Genomic DNA, 15,197 nt, shown 5'->3' on the forward strand with positions numbered 1-15,197 from the left:
CACGGCAGAGCAACCGGATTTCAGCAACTGCCTCCAGGAGAGACAACGTATATGGGGGCTGCTGGCCTCCAAACCCTATGCCGCCTCCGCCAACTACATCAACCGCATGAGCGACTACTGCCGTGGTTGTGCCTATGACCCTAAAGCGCGCACTGGCGACAAGGCCTGCCCATTTAACGTTTTCTACTGGGATTTTCTAGATCGCCATCGGGAAAAGCTGCCATCTCAGGGCCGCATGAGTTTTATCCTGCGGCACCTGGATAAGATGTCGGCGGTAGAACGGACGGTGATTCATCAACAGGCAGACACCTGGCACCAGCAGCAGGAGAGTTTATAACAGAGGTAGACCCGCCATTGATCGCGAAAGGAGCCACCATGAGCCCATCTGATACTGCCACCATTAAGCACAGTGAGCTGTTGAATCGCTTGGTGATCAACATCGATACCACCGAGGAGGTGGGTCGTGTGGCGCAACTGCTAGTAGATACTGCGGTTCATCAAGTCGAGGGCCTGGTCTGTAAGGCAGGCTTCCTGGGACGGGAGCGGCAGGCCTTTGGCTGGGTCCAGGTGGAATCCATCGGGCCTGACAGTGTCGTGGTGAAGCCAGGCACAGAATTTGCCTCCCGTCGCCTGGACGATGCCATTGCCATGACCACCCAGGAAGTCTGGTCCGACACTGGGGAACGGGTGGGGCATTTGGTGGACTACTGCATTGAGCTAAACACAGGAGCCATTACCCTCTATTTATTTGCTGGCGAGGGCTTGCGAGGACTGACCGAGGGCATCTATGCGCTGTCGCCTCGAGGCGTGGTCAGTGCTGGGCGCAAGCGGATCATGGTGCAGGATGCCCGCATTGAAGACGCCGAGTTGTTTAGTGAAGGGTTGAGTCAGCGGGCCGCCGGGGCCGCCAGCTTCTTGCAGAAGGATTATTCCCAGACCCAGCAAGACTTCGAGTCGGTGGTGGATAAGAGTCAGGCCCTGGCTGAGCAACTGCAGCAGCAAACTCGCCGCTTTGCGGATCAAACCCGGCAACAGCTGGGGCAGGTCTGGGGGCAATTTCAAGAGAGGGCTAGCCAGGGGCGCGACCAGCTGCAGGATAGGTCGGCGTCCAAGGATGACGATGGGAAAACCATTGAAGTGGATTCCTTCGAGGTTTGGCCCGACGAAGATGAGGAGAAAACCCCTTAACTCTAAGATTCAATCTTGGGGCGAGATTCATGCCAGGACAGTTCTAGGGCTTTGCGGTAATCGGCTTGGGCCAAGGCGGGGTCTTTTTCTAGCTGTAGGCGAATGTGACCCCGGCTGCGGTAGGCCTCTGCCAATCCAGGATTGAGCTGTAGGGCCTGGTTAAGGTCAGCTAGGGCTTCCCAGAGATAGCCGGCTTGGGCCAGGGCTTCACCACGGCGGCTGTAGGCCACGGCGTCTTTGGGATCTAGGTGTAGGGCCAAGCTGAAATCTTGGAAGGCATCGGCAAAATTATTGCGGCGCTGATAGATCAGCCCCCGCTGATAGTAGGCGACAGCGTCTTCCGGGTTCAGGTGCAGCGCTAGGCTATAGGCTGCGATCGCACCGTCTTCATCTCCGAGATGGCAGCACAGTTGGCCACGCTGGCGATAGACCTGGGAGAGGTAAAACGGCTGGCGAAAGGGCAGTACCGTCGCCTCCGGCGTGGGCTGATGGGGCCACAAGGCCCAGCCCGTCAAGATCGGATCGATATCCCTGGTCGGCTGCTCTAAGCTAGGATTTAGCGCCAATACCTGCTCAACGTCTTGCAGGGCACCGGCAGCATCTCCCAGATACTGCCGCAGCAAGGCTCGGTTGAGATACCCCTCCAGGAAATCTGGCTGCAGCAACAGGGTGCGGTTCAAGGCCAAGACCGCTTCGTAGGTATTCCCCAGATGAAACTGGGTCAACCCTCGATAGTAGTGGGCTTCCACGAAGTCAGGGGCATCCCGCAGGGCCAAATCGAAATCGGCCAGGGCTTGGCGGTAAACCGCTAACGGATGTTGCCAATCGGCCAGCCGCTGCAACCGAGCGATGGCACGCCAGAAGTAAAGCTTTGGGAAGCAAGATTGTCGTTCCAGCACCCAATCAAAATCTGCGATCGCACCGTCGTAGTCCTTCAGGGCCAGGCGGACCAGCCCGCGGCCACCATAGGCCTTGTGGGCTAAAGGCTGCAGCTTAATCGCTCGATTCAAATCGGCCAGGGCGCGATGGTGATCGCCCAGGTAACGGTGGGCATTGCCGCGATTGATATAGGCCCGCACGTGGCTAGGCATCAGCTGCAGTGCCTTGGAAAAATCAGTAATTGCCGCCTGATAATTCTGCAGATCATAATGGGCACAGCCGCGATTGTAGAGAGCCGTGGCGCAGTCGGGTTGGACCTGCAGGGCCTGATTAAAGTAATCGAGCGCCTGCCAATAGCGGCCCTGACGAGCCTTGACAATGCCCTGGTTCAGCACCTGCTTGACATTCATGGCAGTAGCGGCAGAGGGATACATCCCTGACATCACTGGGGAGCGCGACAATAAGGTATCCTGCGGCAAAGTACTCTCATTATGGCTTGCGGATCCAACCTGAAGCCACTGTGCTCATTTTTTAAGCTATTTCCCTAACGATTATTTATTTGCTTAAGCTTGGCTTAAAGCCTCGTCTAGGAATCCGGTAATCGCTAGCCATAGAACTTTGGCAAGACAGGGCTAGCATACCGTATCAGAGATCTCTTGTCCGTAAGGGCGGGACATTCTGCCGGTAGTCGACCCAGCTGCCTTGCTGGAGGACTCCTCGGCAGGCCGTCTGGCAGCCAGCGGTGCTAAGGGGGATGATTCCCCGAGTTAGCCACAGCTTTGGCCCCAGAGAAGAGCCGGGAGGCATTAGCCCAGGGCCTAGGGATCGAGGCGCCGGATGATCACCAGAGTCTTGAAGTAGTCTTCCATGCGGTCTTGGTCCCGGAAGAGCCGGGCGGCTTGCCAGAGATCGCGAATGCCCTCTGGATCGCCACTGCGATAACGGGCCACCCCACGACTGCCATAGGCACTGGCCAACTCGGGATCTAGCTCAATGGCCTGATCGAAATCGGCAATGGCCGCCTCATAATCCTTGAGCACGGCATAAACCCCACCGCGCCCCACGTAGGCGGCTGCATAGTTGGGGTCGGCGCCAATGGCTTCGGTATACAGTGCGATCGCACTATCGGGCTCACCGCCACGAAACGCCGCCTGGCCCTGCTCAAATAAATCCTCGGCCAAGTTCTCATTGGTTTGCCCCAAAGACGCAGGCACACTACAGGCCAACAGCGGCAAACTGACTAAAAATGCCATCCAAATACGCATGATTTTCTGCTCGAGTGGGCTGCATTGAGAAGAAACCTGACCACACGGGCAATAGGGATCTGAATCTAAGCCATCCCCCAGGTAACAGTCCCCGGATATCGCCACTGCCACCACCCTGTTGACAGCGGTTGGCCAGCAACTACCCTCGCCATTGAGGCCCATCTGTATTGCCTGGCCATGGTCTAAGTCATCCCCTGCTCTCAAGGTAAGTCATTTTTCAAGAACTGGGGCCTCTGTCGCTACTTTCTCAGGCTTCTCAGGACTTTCTCAGAGAACACTTACTTAGCCATCAGCGGCAACTCAGCTGCAGAGGCGCCAATAGATAATAGATGTTGGCCAAATGGTCTAGCATCTACCAGCTCATGTCTTGACAGACGAGTACCACACCTCAAAATTCTGGATCCCCTGGTCTACGACCCAGGGGATTTTTGTGGGCCTCTCCCTCCGCCTTGGCAGCTCCTTGAGCAGACAACCTAGCCGCGGATGTATAGCAGACAGCACCCGGCTTCAGACTGTCTGCTGTAGGCTGAACTCGACTCGCCCAGGCCATTGCCATCCCTGGGCCCGGTCATGTCGCTAGCTGCCACTATGCAGGGAGAACGTTAACTATGGGCTCCCTCAGCCGCAATCGCATCACCAAGGCCATCCGGCAAGGTACCAAGCAGGCCCTGACGGCCCAGGGCATTAAGGCCAGTACCCGGCGCGGCAATAAGGAGTTGAGCTTCGTGGTAGATGCCTTGGGCCAGGCCCCCTTCATTAGCCTGGCCGACGCCCATGCCGTCGGCACCGCCCTAGGGGAAAAAATCGCGGCCCTCTCCCAGAAAATGGGACGCCAGCATCTGGACCAAGGGGTGATTCGACGGCTGTGGATTCAGAAAGACTTACCCCCAGTGCCGACAGAACCGGCATCTACTCCCCCCGCCAGTAAGGGAACGACTGCCGCCCCCACTGCGACGAAGGCCCCAGCGGCACCAGCAGCAGCGGTATCAGCTCCCGCCGATGAGCCCGTCGATGAGCCTATCCATGAGCCTGCCGATGAAGCAGTAGAGCCCTCAGCAGCGGCCAACATGGAGGAAACTGTTCCCGTCCATGAACCAGAGGCAGCACCGGCAGTGGCGGAAGCGGTGGTATCAGCTCCCGTCGATGAGATAGCGGATAGGCCAGCAGAGGCTGCGGTCACGGAGGGGCCAGAGCAACCTCCAGTAGATGCAGCCCCAGACCCAGACGCCGCAGACGGAGCTCCTGTCGATGAGGTGGGGGACACCGCAGAGGCTACCGACGCTACCAATTCAGCGGCAATGGACGAGACGGAGAACACTACCACTGACACCACAGCCGATGACACCGATGAGAACACAACCTCCTCCCCCAAGTCGTCGAAATCCTAAGGGAGTTCATGGGGCTGGGGCACTGTGCCATGACACCTGTGCCTCTATGAGAGGGCCAGGCGTGACTAGGGCATCATCCCCCTTAAGATTGCCAACTCCCGCTGGGTCTGTCTGAATAGAGATGGGGGAGTTGGCGAGGGAGACATATGATGGGAGCGGTGCTATATTTTTTGCGCCATGGGCAAACGGCCTACAGCCTCACCGGGGGTTACTGCGGCACCCCAGAAAATGATCCGGGGCTGACTCCAGAGGGCATTACCATGGCTCAGGAGTTTGCAGCAGCCTTCTCTCATCTTCCTTGGCAAGCTGCCTATGTCAGCCCGCTACGCCGCGCCATTGAAACGGCTCGTCCCCTCTGCGAAGCTGCAGGGCTGACCATGCAAGTGCGGGACGGGCTGCGCGAGGTGATGTATGGCCGTTGGGAAGGCATGCATCCCGATGCTGTTGATCAGGAATACCATGATGAGTTTGTGGCCTGGCTGACCGACCCGGCCTGGTATGCTCCCATCGGTGGCGAGCGAGCGGTGGATATCGCCCGGCGCTCGTCCCAGGTGTTAGATGAAATCGAGCAGGCGTATTCGCAGGGCAACATTTTGATCGTGGCCCACAAGGCTACGATTCGGATCATGCTCTGCACCCTATTGGGAATTGACGTCGGTCGCTATCGCGATCGCATGGATATGCCGGTGGCTGCCGTCAGCATCGTGGAACTGGCCGAGCGAGGACCGATGTTTCATACCCTGGCCGATCGCTCTTACCTCAATGACGCCCTGCGCGCCCTACCCAGTACCTGACGAGACCCCATGGTTCTAAGAATCTATTTGCTACGTAACGGGGAAACCTATTTCTGTCGGACCGGGCGCTATTGTAGTTGCGATGGGGTGCCCCTGACAGATCGAGGCCAACAAATGGCCGATTACTTTGCCAAGGCCTATCAGGATCTCGACTGGAAAGCAGTCCTGGCAAGTCCGCTGAATCATGCGATCGCAACGGCCCAGCCCCTGGGGCTGTCCCTAGATACCCGCCCCGCCCTGCGAGAACTCTCCTTTGGCCAATGGGAAGGGCTATCCCCAGAAGAGGTTAACACCACCTTCCACGATGACTACATTCGTTGGCTAGCTGATCCCGCCTGGAATGCCCCCACCGGTGGCGAAAAAGGTATTCGAGTGGCCCGTCGCAGCTCCGCCGTCCTCGATGAGATCGAAGAAACCTACCCCGATGGCAATGTTCTGGTCGTCTCCCACAAAGCCACTCTGCGCATCATGCTCTGCACCCTGCTAGGCGTAGACGTGGGCCGCTACCGCGATCGCCTAGCCATGCCAGAAGCCGCCATTACCATCATTGAATTGGCCCAATACGGTCCTTTTATCAAAGCCCTCAACGATTGCAACCATCTGCCCCAGCATCTGCGTCCCCCCCTGCCAGGGGCCCCCATCTCCACAGGAAATCGGTATTAACGCCGTTGCCAATAGGTCTGCTCATCCAGCACGTCCTGAGGCTGCTTGACCCGATCGAGAAATACCTTGCCCTGCAGATGATCCACCTCATGTTGCACGATGCGGGCCACGAAGTCACTAAATTCCCGCTGCTGCTCTCGCCCCCACCGATCCAAATAGGCCACCTCCACTTGGCGATAGCGCCAGACCACCCCTCGTCTCCCCGGTACACTTAAGCAGCCCTCCCAGCCACTGACCACCTCATCAGAGTGAGCTACAATCTGGGGATTGATCAGGGCCATAGGCTTCATCGCAGGCGCCTCCGGATAGCGGGGATTGGGATGGGACGCAATAATCACCACCTGGCACGACTCCCCTACCTGCGGCGCAGCAATCCCCACTCCATGGGTAGCCGTGGTCGTGGTCAGCAGATCATCGATCAGTCTCTGAATCTGCGGTGCCTCTACATGGTCCACTGGGGCAGCCACTTGGCGGAGGCAGGGATGACCTAGTTGCAGAATGGTCGATGGGCTCATCAGTAGACATCCTAATCTCGTCGGATCGGCAACGGTGCTGGTCGCACAGAAATAGTCAGCGTACGGCCATTGCGATTAATCACAATACTCAGCGGCTCGCCAATATTGCTCTCCTGTACCCGTTGCTGCACTCCATCGGCCTCTGCTATCTCAGTCTCACCAATGCGCTGAATCACATCCCCGGGACGCAGACCAGCGCGATCTGCCGGCGAGTTCGGCACCACTCGCAGGACAACTACCCCTTGATCCACCCGAATCTGAATGCCATTGTCCGGATCTCGATTGATCACTTGCCGCAGTTCTGGCGTCAGGGTGCGCATTTGGATGCCAATATAAGGGTGATCCACACGGCCACGGGCGATGAGCTCTGCAGAAATCTCCCGAGCCGTATTGATGGGGATGGCAAAGCCTAGTCCCTGGGCCCCCCCGATGATGGCGGTGTTCATACCAATCACATAGCCCCGCTCATCTAGCAAAGGGCCGCCAGAGTTTCCGGGATTAATGGCCGCATCGGTTTGAATAAAACTGACCCGTTTATCGGGAACCCGTACCTGGGAACTGCTGCGACCAGTAGCACTAATGATCCCAGCGGTCACCGTATTGTCGAGTCCCAGGGGATTGCCGATGGCAATGGCCCACTGACCAGGACGCAGTTGCTCAGAATCGCCGAAGGTAACTGTGGGCAGATCCTTCGCATCCACGCGCACGACCGCCACATCAGTCACCGGATCTTCGCCCACTACTTGCCCCTGCAGTTCACGGCCATCCTTAAGGGTGACGATGACTTGGTCAGCCTCCGCGACCACATGGGCATTAGTCAAAATCACGCCGTCGGGATCGATCACAAACCCCGATCCCGTCCCCCGCTCCACTCGAGTCCGAGGCTCGGTGGGAACGCCAAAATCTCCGAAGAAATCTCGGAAAAATGGATCACTGAAAATACTAGGAACTCGTTGCACTACCGTGCGGGCTGAGTCAATCCGCACCACCGCTGCCCCTACTCGTTCCACAGCCTCAGCAATGAAGTTATTGGGAACCTGCTCGACCAGCCGTTGAGTCCCCGTAGGGGCCTGGCTCACCAAAGAGGCCTCCACGGCAACTGCTTTATTAACCAGGGGATACCTCACCATCACTGCAGCAATAATCACTAAGGCAATCAGCCCATAGGCAATGGCTGGCAGTCCAGGCAACCGAGACCGTAGCCAGGAACGAGGAGATCGGTTTACATCGCGAATATTGGGATCGCTCATGGGCCTTATCTAAATGCAGATAGGGTAGTCTACAGGGGAGTAAATAGCTGCAGGGAAATCACTAGAGCGGCGTCTTGCAACCCAAGGGAGCATCCGGCCGATAATTGCCCTTTCCTTCAGGCAGTTGCCCTATTTACAGCATAGGCTGCAGCAGCACGCTTAGGCGATTCAGGATTGGCCGACAACAGTTGTTCAGATTGCCGCACTAGTCCCGTCCAAACCCCATGATCAGCAAATCTGAGGAAATCCATCTATTTGGATCTCAGGACTGGCAAGAACCGCCTCAAGTTCCCTGCCTGCAGGCGATGGCATCCTCGCGCAGCCTATGTCCAGCTATTCTATGCCAGCAAGTCGTCGGGTAGGATAGTAGATCCTGAGGCCAGGAATTGGTGACGGGATTGGGCAGTTGTGCGGGCAGGGGTTCGCTAGCAGCTTGCCGGACTGGATGGACGACCTCGGCTGGGACAGGATAGCTGCAATGGCCACGAGGAGCCAGTCTCTGACCATGGCGCCGATCCCTCTCAGACACTAGATGCAGAAACGGCACTGCCTTTCGACAGCATATCTAGTACCCTAGTAAGTCCCTAGGTGATAGTAGTAGGGGCAACCCATAACGGCTCCGGAAGCCCATCGGGGTAAGGCTGAGAAGATCTGTAACGTCGCGGAGGTTCGCTGTGGAGAAGGCGCTGGATGGGCTCTGGGAAGAGGTTTTGGCTAAGCTACAGCTACAGCTCAGCCGTCCTACGTTCGAAACCTGGATCAAACCAGCTAAAGCGCAAACCCTGACGGAGCAAGAGCTTGTTATCGCGACGCCGAACCCTTTCGCCCGTAACTGGCTCCAGAAACACTATGTGGGCACCATCGGCAGTGTAGTCCAGGAGATTCTAGGGCATCCCGTGGCGATTCAAGTCACCGTGAATGCAGAGGCCAACACCGAGGGCGACCCCTTGCCAGCTGCTAACCTGACCTGGCCCACGCCCTCATCTGTGCCCCGGGCCCCTGAACCGACCCAGGCCGGTGGCCGTCCCCGAGCCAGTGAACTCAATCCTAAAGCGGTATTTTCCCGCTTTGTCGTCGGGGCCAACAACCGCATGGCCCATGCCGCTTCCTTGGCAGTGGCCGAGTCCCCGGGTCGTGAATTTAATCCGTTGTTTCTATGCGGGGGCGTCGGCCTTGGCAAAACCCACCTGATGCAAGCCATCGGCCACTATCGCCTAGAAATCGATGGCAATGCTCGGGTGTCCTACGTGTCCACCGAGCAATTCACCAATGATTTGATTACGGCCATCCGCAAAGACAGCATGCAGACCTTTCGAGAACACTATCGAGTGGTCGATATTCTGCTGGTAGACGATATTCAATTCATTGAAGGTAAGGAATACACCCAAGAAGAATTCTTCCACACCTTCAATACACTGCATGAGGCCGGCAAGCAAATTGTATTGGCATCAGACCGCCCGCCTAATCACATTCCTCGCCTGCAAGAACGCCTGTGCTCTCGGTTTTCTATGGGGCTAATTGCCGACATTCAACCGCCCGATTTTGAGACGCGTATGGCCATCTTGCAGAAGAAGGCTGAATACGAGAATGTACGCCTGCCACGCCAGGTGATTGAGTATATCGCCTCTGTCTATACTTCCAATATCCGTGAATTAGAGGGGGCCTTGATTCGGGCCATTGCCTATACCTCTATCTCGGGGCTGCCCATGACCGTCGAAAACCTGGGCCCGGTATTAAATCCGCCGGCGGAGACCATGGAAGCCTCCCCGAGTTCTGTGATTGCAGCCGTCGCCGAGACATTTGGGATCTCCATTGACGATTTGAAGGGTAACTCCCGTCGTCGCGAAATCAGCCAGGCGCGTCAAGTCGGCATGTATCTAATGCGGCAACATACTGACCTGAGCCTGCCCAAGATTGGCGAAGAATTTGGCGGCAAAGATCACACCACGGTGATGTACAGCTGTGACAAGATCACCCAGGCACTGAAGCGGGACCCCAAGTTGTCTCAGACGGTTCGTGACATTAGCGATCGCATCAACCTGACTGGCCAATCCTGAGCCACTCTGGAATGCAACCAAGAGAGCACTGGCCGGAGATCAGCGTTAATCTCCGACCGCCTAGTCCCATGCGCGAGGCTAGGCAGCTATCTATGTGACGGTTTGCAACTATTTCCCCTAAAACTCTGTGGAAAACTTGGAAAAACTTGTGGAAAACTCGTGTACTAGTGGGGAATAAGAGGCTCTATCTGTGGAACCATAAAGCCCACCTGCCAAGGTTGTGGAATTCTTGTGGGAGTTTCCTCAGGTTTTCCACAGGACTGTGAACCTAGAAACCGTCACCGCACCACTGATCCCTAGGTTTTCCCCAGTTTCCCCAGTCCCTACTACTACGACTAAGGAATTTAAATATAGATCCAGAAGGTAGTCCCCATCACAAGAACCAGAGAAGAATTGAAGCCCGAATGGCAGAGTGATACGATTGGCTTCCAGACCAGTTGGACCACATTGGCTCCAGGACAGTTGGCCTCCCAATTAAGCCACCCCCAATGCCAACATGACCTTTGTCAGACATCCGCCCCCACTTATTTATCCTGATCCAGCGAGGTTCTCTAGGCCACCTCTATGAAATTCACCTGTTCCCAGAGCGAACTCAATTCTCAGCTATCCCTTGTTAGTCGAGCGATTCCCTCGCGTCCCAGTCGGCCTATCCTAGGCAACATCCTGATTACTGCTGACAGTGAATCCCAGCAGCTTACCCTCGTAGGGTTTGACGAAACCTTAGGGGTAGAAACGACTTTTACCGCTCAAGTAGAGACAGACGGGCGTTTAACCCTGCCTGCTCGCCTGTTAGGGGACATTGTGTCACGATTACCTGCTGAAGACATTCAACTGCAAGTCAATGAAGATGAAACTACAGTGACTCTGGTGTCTACCTCAGGTGAATATCAAGTTCGTGGTCTCAGTGCTGATGATTATCCACAATTACCGACGGTAGCTGATGGCCAAAGTACCCAGGTTTCGGCCGAAACGCTATTGGCTGGACTGCAGGGGTCCCTATTTTCGACCAGTGCCGATGAGACCAAGCAAGTATTGACTGGGGTCCATGTGGTGGCTGATGAAACCGGCCTAGAATTTGCGGCAACTGATGGTCACCGCTTGGCCGTTGTCAACATCGAAGACACCGTTGGGGAAACCAAGCATGGAGATGACTCGGTAGCCTTAAAGGTGACGCTACCAGCCAAGGCATTGCGGGAACTGGAGCGGATAGTGCAGCTCTACGCCACCAGTGAGCCAGTCACTGTTCGCTTCGACCATACCCAAGCCATGTTTGAGCTGGGGCAACAGCGCCTCACCACTCGATTGCTGGAGGGACAGTACCCTAACTACCGGCAGCTAATCCCCAAACAATTTGCGCGTCAGGTGACCGTAGATCGGCGTCTGTTGCTCTCTGCCCTAGAGCGGATTGCCGTGTTAGCTGACCAGAAGAACCATATTATTAAGCTAACCATGGCTAGTGGGGCTCAAACTGTGGCCATGTCTGTAGAAGCCCAAGAGGTGGGCAGTGGGCGTGAGGTCTTAGCGGCTCAGGTCAGCGGCGAGGACATGGATATCGCCTTCAATGTGCGCTATCTGCTGGATGGTCTCAAGGCCTTGACCACCAGCGAAGTGCAGATGCAGTGCAACTCCCCCACCAGCCCTTCAATTTTGACTCCTCTAGGCGAGTTGAAGATGACGTATCTGGTAATGCCAGTTCAAATTCGTAGCTAGTCGTCGCGTCGACTAGATAGTTAATCCCCGCTCTATAGTCACAGTTACAAGAGCTATTCCCTTCTCTATCGATGAGGTGGAATGGAAGTTGATACTCCGAGAGTATGGAGGTTACTCGTTCGACAAAGTTAGGCAGCATGAAAGTTGTGCCTGAAAGGTTTATGGATATGGGGAAGACGTTGAGTCCGCGCCTCATCCAAGCTGTCAACTGGCTGCAAACGCTTTTCAGGATGCCTTCGTCTAGCAATGGCATAAAATCAATTTTCTGTGCGGCTTCCAAGATCTCTAGTGGTGAGATGGGGCCTAGTTGATCGTCGGTCCAGCGCATGAGGGCTTCTGCACCAATGATTTGGCTATTCCTGACGCTAATCTTAGGTTGAAAGAAGACTTGAATATTCTTGTCGTTGAGCGCCGGTTCAAGGATGGCAGCGATGCCATAACAGCGGATCATCCTGTCGTGTAGTTCTGAGCGAAAAACACTGGTGACGACTCCAGAAGACGTCACTGGAATATCATCAATGGCAAGTTGTGCCCGGCGTATCGAGTCATCGATAGAATCATCTGCCGGTGCAAACAAGGTTAGTCCAATGTTGATCGGCGTCGAAATCACATTGGTGCTAGTTTGCACCCGGTTACCAATGGTGGAACTGAGCTCATCAGCCAGCTTTTCAAGGGTGTCGTTGGGACCGGAGAGGTCGACTAGCCCTACGAACCGGTGGGGTAAGTCGCGTCCCAGTAAAAATCTGCGCTTGGAGATGGTCAGCCGTATCCGACGGGCGATTTCCAACAGCAGCTCACTGCCAACAGCACCACCGAACGTTCGGTTGATATTCTGCAACTTGGGTACATCGCAGATAAAATTGGCGACAAAACCACCGTTATTGATGAGCAGGAGTTGGTTGGCGGCTGAGCGAAAGTCACCGGCATTCATGGCCATTGATGGCAAGTCAGCTGATGACACCTGACTGGTCAGATTCAACCAGGCCGTATCAGCTGCGCGGCGATAAAGTTCGTACTTTACGATCTCGGCGAAATCCTGCAGGCAGGCAACGATGTTGCCGCCGATTTCCCGGGGGGCGTAATCAATGGCACATAACGTCCCTAAGGGAAGTTGCTGGGGCGATCGCAATAAGACCCCCACATAGCATCATGGAGCTTAAATGTCATCAGATAGGCTGATACAGATTCCATCCCTAGGAGTGAGGTAGCTGATGGCCGCTATTCGATACAACGGTACTAGGCGGAGTCCAGTTTAGGATCCAGCATTCCCTCCAGGAAACGTCTCACCTCTAAGCTGGCGTACGCCGAGTCAACAAGGCTGCTGTGTAAGTGGTGGTCTCTCAATCAATCGTGCCTACATTCGAGGATTCTCAGATGATACGCATCCCTTTGTCTCGCTGGTCTTTACCTGGCCTACTGGCTACAGGAGTCATGCTTGCGGGCAGTGCTGCCCCTGCGGTTGCTCAAAGCTGTACCCCCTTGAGTGTGGTCGGTGGTGAGGGCGCCGAGGTGGAGAAAACTGTGTCACCGCCCAGCTTTCTAGTGACCGGCAATAATTGGAATACGGATTTCTCTGTACCTAGCGATACTCGCTTTAGTCGCTTCATCGTCAACTTTGTTTCCCAAGATGGCACAGTATACGACGTCGATGTGAATCTCAAGTACAGCAACGACAGTGTCGATACCCCCTACAGCGTGGACAGCCTCACAGTCATGGAAGCGGATCCTGTCGAGATTGGCGTCAATGCCCGAGTCGGGGAAACTCCTTACCAGGTAAACCTGCGGGTTGGGGGCATTGAGGCAGAAGGGAATACCTATCGGGCCTCTGTGTTGGGATGCCGCTAAGCCTGAATCTGTTTTAGAGTGTTCTAGCTAAATACTCATCCAAGGGCTTGCTGAATAGGCCAGATAGGCTGAGTTCAATAGCCTGGATCAAGATATTTTTTAGATGGCATACTCTTGGGAATGGGGGAACCCGCCTAGGGAAGCTATCATGGGAAGAGATTGACATTTCTTAATAAAGATCTCCTGCATGACGGCTTCTTTCTCCAGCAAAGATTCCCTAAAACGCTTTGTGGAAACGCGCCTGCTTCAGGGGCAACCCCTTACCCTGGAGCTGACGGCCATCCTGCTGGTCTACTTTGTGCAGGGTATCTTGGGGCTGGCTCGGTTGGCTGTCAGCTTCTTTCTCAAGGATGATCTGGGGCTGACACCGGCAGAAGTCGGGGTCATCACGGGAATTGCCAGCTTTCCTTGGACGATTAAGCCCCTGTTCGGCTTCATATCCGATGGGTTGCCCTTATTTCGCTATCGACGGCGGCCCTATTTGATTTTGTCTGGGCTGCTAGGAGCCCTGTCCTGGGTGGTCCTAGCCACGGTGGTGCAGGCAGCGTGGGCGGCAACTGCCGCTATTGCTCTTAGTTCCCTGTCTGTGGCCATCAGTGATGTAATCGTAGACTCCTTAGTGGTGGAGCGAGCCCGTCAGGAGTCTCAGAGCGATGCCGGTACCCTGCAATCCCTGGCTTGGGGCGCATCGGCCGTAGGTGGTATTATCACGGCCTACCTGGGGGGGCTATTGTTAGAGCAGGTCAGTACCCGGGCTGTGTTCGGCATTACGGCAACGTTTCCGTTGATTGTGTCGTTGGTAGCCTGGTTGGTTGCCGAGGACCCTGTATCAGAGCGCCCTAGCTGGCAAGCAATTTGGGGCCAGGTTAAACAATTGCGGCAGGCAGTGAGCCAGCGGGTGATCTGGATGCCAGCCTTGTTTCTATTCCTGTGGCAGGCTACGCCCACGGCAGATTCAGCCTTTTTCTTCTTCATTACCAATGACTTAGATTTCCAGCCGGAATTTCTAGGGCGAGTGCGTTTAGTGACCAGTCTGGCGGCTCTGCTTGGGATCTGGATTTTCCAGCGATTTCTACGGGCGGTGCCCTTCCGAACGATTTTTGCCTGGTCGACAGTGCTGTCGGCTGTCTTGGGATTGACGAGTTTGCTGTTGGTGACCCATGCCAACCGGGCCTTGGGTATCGATGATCAATGGTTTAGCCTGGGCGACAGTTTGATTTTGACGGTGATGGGGGAAATCTCCTTCATGCCCGTCCTGGTATTATCGGCGCGGCTCTGCCCGGCGGGGGTGGAGGCTACTCTGTTTGCGCTACTGATGTCGGTGGTCAACCTGGCTGGGCTGGTATCCCATGAGTTAGGGGCTCTGTTAACGCATCTGCTAGGAGTGACGGAGAGCAATTTTGATAATCTCTGGCTGCTGGTGTTGCTTACCAATCTAACGACCCTGCTGCCGCTGCCATTATTGTTCTTGCTACCGGCCACTTCATCTCAAGGGGATCAGCCAGGGCCGACGCCGATCCTAGAGCCAGGGTCTGTGACGCCGCTGGCCTTCGATCAGTCGGCCACCATTGAAACCCTAGCGGCGCAACCACCCCAGGTGGAATTGCAAGAAACTCGATAGATCTAGCTAATTCATAGATTGC

12 protein-coding genes and 2 pseudogenes are annotated in these 15,197 nt (G+C 55.6%); 9 read left to right on the forward strand and 5 right to left on the reverse strand.

From position 1 onward, the window contains the following. Positions 1-55: 55 nt before the first annotated feature. Together XM38_RS28320 and XM38_RS23340 are read left to right on the forward strand one after the other, a co-directional pair. Positions 56-337: pseudogene (locus XM38_RS28320) on the forward strand (cryptochrome/photolyase family protein); the annotation flags it as partial. Positions 338-375: 38 nt separating this feature from the next. Continuing rightward, the gene (locus XM38_RS23340; protein ID WP_088431199.1) at positions 376-1,188 is read left to right on the forward strand and encodes a PRC-barrel domain-containing protein; all 813 of its coding nucleotides are present in this window, start codon (positions 376-378) and stop codon (positions 1,186-1,188) included. A gap of 2 nt (positions 1,189-1,190) precedes the next feature. Here XM38_RS23340 and XM38_RS23345 read toward each other — a convergent pair whose 3' ends face one another. Both XM38_RS23345 and XM38_RS23350 read right to left on the reverse strand, forming a co-directional pair. After that, complete coding sequence (locus tag XM38_RS23345) at positions 1,191-2,546, reverse strand: tetratricopeptide repeat protein (RefSeq protein WP_137455212.1); 1,356 nt, start codon at positions 2,544-2,546, stop codon at positions 1,191-1,193. Positions 2,547-2,885: 339 nt separating this feature from the next. Continuing rightward, positions 2,886-3,332, reverse strand: coding sequence for a tetratricopeptide repeat protein (locus tag XM38_RS23350; RefSeq protein WP_187329525.1), 447 nt, complete (start codon positions 3,330-3,332; stop codon positions 2,886-2,888). 608 nt (positions 3,333-3,940) lie between these two features. Here XM38_RS23350 and XM38_RS23355 point away from each other — a divergent pair. The 3 genes from XM38_RS23355 to XM38_RS23365 all read left to right on the forward strand — a co-directional run bounded on the left by XM38_RS23355 (position 3,941) and on the right by XM38_RS23365 (position 6,177). After that, positions 3,941-4,720: a hypothetical protein gene (locus XM38_RS23355; protein ID WP_088431203.1), complete on the forward strand. Its 780-nt coding sequence runs from the start codon at positions 3,941-3,943 to the stop codon at positions 4,718-4,720. Between the two features lie 149 nt (positions 4,721-4,869). Next, a complete protein-coding gene (locus XM38_RS23360) occupies positions 4,870-5,514 on the forward strand; it encodes a histidine phosphatase family protein (RefSeq protein ID WP_080811830.1) in 645 nt (214 codons plus the stop codon). Between the two features lie 9 nt (positions 5,515-5,523). Further along, positions 5,524-6,177, forward strand: a complete 654-nt coding sequence (locus XM38_RS23365; protein WP_088431205.1) for a histidine phosphatase family protein — start codon at positions 5,524-5,526, stop codon at positions 6,175-6,177. Here XM38_RS23365 and def read toward each other — a convergent pair. Both def and XM38_RS23375 read right to left on the reverse strand, forming a co-directional pair. Continuing rightward, positions 6,174-6,692 carry a peptide deformylase gene (gene def, locus XM38_RS23370; RefSeq protein WP_080811717.1) on the reverse strand — a complete coding sequence of 173 codons (519 nt, stop codon included), beginning with the start codon at positions 6,690-6,692 and terminating at the stop codon, positions 6,174-6,176. The two genes, XM38_RS23365 and def, sit on opposite strands and share 4 nt — an antisense overlap. An 11-nt stretch (positions 6,693-6,703) precedes the next feature. Next, complete coding sequence (locus XM38_RS23375) at positions 6,704-7,942, reverse strand: HhoA/HhoB/HtrA family serine endopeptidase (RefSeq protein WP_080811719.1); 1,239 nt, start codon at positions 7,940-7,942, stop codon at positions 6,704-6,706. Positions 7,943-8,616: 674 nt separating this feature from the next. Here XM38_RS23375 and dnaA point away from each other — a divergent pair. Next, complete coding sequence (gene dnaA, locus XM38_RS23380) at positions 8,617-9,999, forward strand: chromosomal replication initiator protein DnaA (protein ID WP_080811721.1); 1,383 nt, start codon at positions 8,617-8,619, stop codon at positions 9,997-9,999. A gap of 564 nt (positions 10,000-10,563) precedes the next feature. After that, entirely contained in the window at positions 10,564-11,709 is a 1,146-nt protein-coding gene (dnaN, locus tag XM38_RS27270) for a DNA polymerase III subunit beta (protein WP_080811723.1), read from the forward strand. Between the two features lie 94 nt (positions 11,710-11,803). On the opposite strand, the pseudogene XM38_RS23390 reads toward dnaN, so the two are convergent. After that, positions 11,804-12,646, reverse strand: a pseudogene (locus tag XM38_RS23390) (EAL domain-containing protein); the annotation flags it as partial. 437 nt (positions 12,647-13,083) lie between these two features. On the opposite strand from XM38_RS23390, the gene XM38_RS23395 reads away from it, so the two are divergent. Beyond that, positions 13,084-13,554, forward strand: a complete 471-nt coding sequence (locus tag XM38_RS23395; protein WP_080811729.1) for a hypothetical protein — start codon at positions 13,084-13,086, stop codon at positions 13,552-13,554. Between the two features lie 187 nt (positions 13,555-13,741). Then, positions 13,742-15,175, forward strand: coding sequence for a folate/biopterin family MFS transporter (locus XM38_RS23400; protein ID WP_080811731.1), 1,434 nt, complete (start codon positions 13,742-13,744; stop codon positions 15,173-15,175). The last annotated feature ends 22 nt before the right edge of the window (positions 15,176-15,197 follow it).

The sequence above is a fragment of the Halomicronema hongdechloris C2206 genome, assembly GCF_002075285.3.
GTDB lineage: Bacteria > Cyanobacteriota > Cyanobacteriia > Phormidesmidales > Phormidesmidaceae > Halomicronema_B > Halomicronema_B hongdechloris.

What these genes read in the sequence shown, in the direction of transcription:
- XM38_RS23365 (WP_088431205.1), top strand. Translation starts at nt 5,524, where the DNA reads ATGGTTCTAAGAATCTATTTGCTACGTAACGGGGAAACCTATTTCTGT.
- XM38_RS23350 (WP_187329525.1), bottom strand. Translation starts at nt 3,332, where the DNA reads ATGCGTATTTGGATGGCATTTTTAGTCAGTTTGCCGCTGTTGGCCTGT.
- XM38_RS23355 (WP_088431203.1), top strand. Translation starts at nt 3,941, where the DNA reads ATGGGCTCCCTCAGCCGCAATCGCATCACCAAGGCCATCCGGCAAGGT.
- XM38_RS23375 (WP_080811719.1), bottom strand. Translation starts at nt 7,942, where the DNA reads ATGAGCGATCCCAATATTCGCGATGTAAACCGATCTCCTCGTTCCTGG.
- def (WP_080811717.1), bottom strand. Translation starts at nt 6,692, where the DNA reads ATGAGCCCATCGACCATTCTGCAACTAGGTCATCCCTGCCTCCGCCAA.
- XM38_RS23395 (WP_080811729.1), top strand. Translation starts at nt 13,084, where the DNA reads ATGATACGCATCCCTTTGTCTCGCTGGTCTTTACCTGGCCTACTGGCT.
- dnaN (WP_080811723.1), top strand. Translation starts at nt 10,564, where the DNA reads ATGAAATTCACCTGTTCCCAGAGCGAACTCAATTCTCAGCTATCCCTT.
- XM38_RS23400 (WP_080811731.1), top strand. Translation starts at nt 13,742, where the DNA reads ATGACGGCTTCTTTCTCCAGCAAAGATTCCCTAAAACGCTTTGTGGAA.
- XM38_RS23360 (WP_080811830.1), top strand. Translation starts at nt 4,870, where the DNA reads ATGGGAGCGGTGCTATATTTTTTGCGCCATGGGCAAACGGCCTACAGC.
- XM38_RS23340 (WP_088431199.1), top strand. Translation starts at nt 376, where the DNA reads ATGAGCCCATCTGATACTGCCACCATTAAGCACAGTGAGCTGTTGAAT.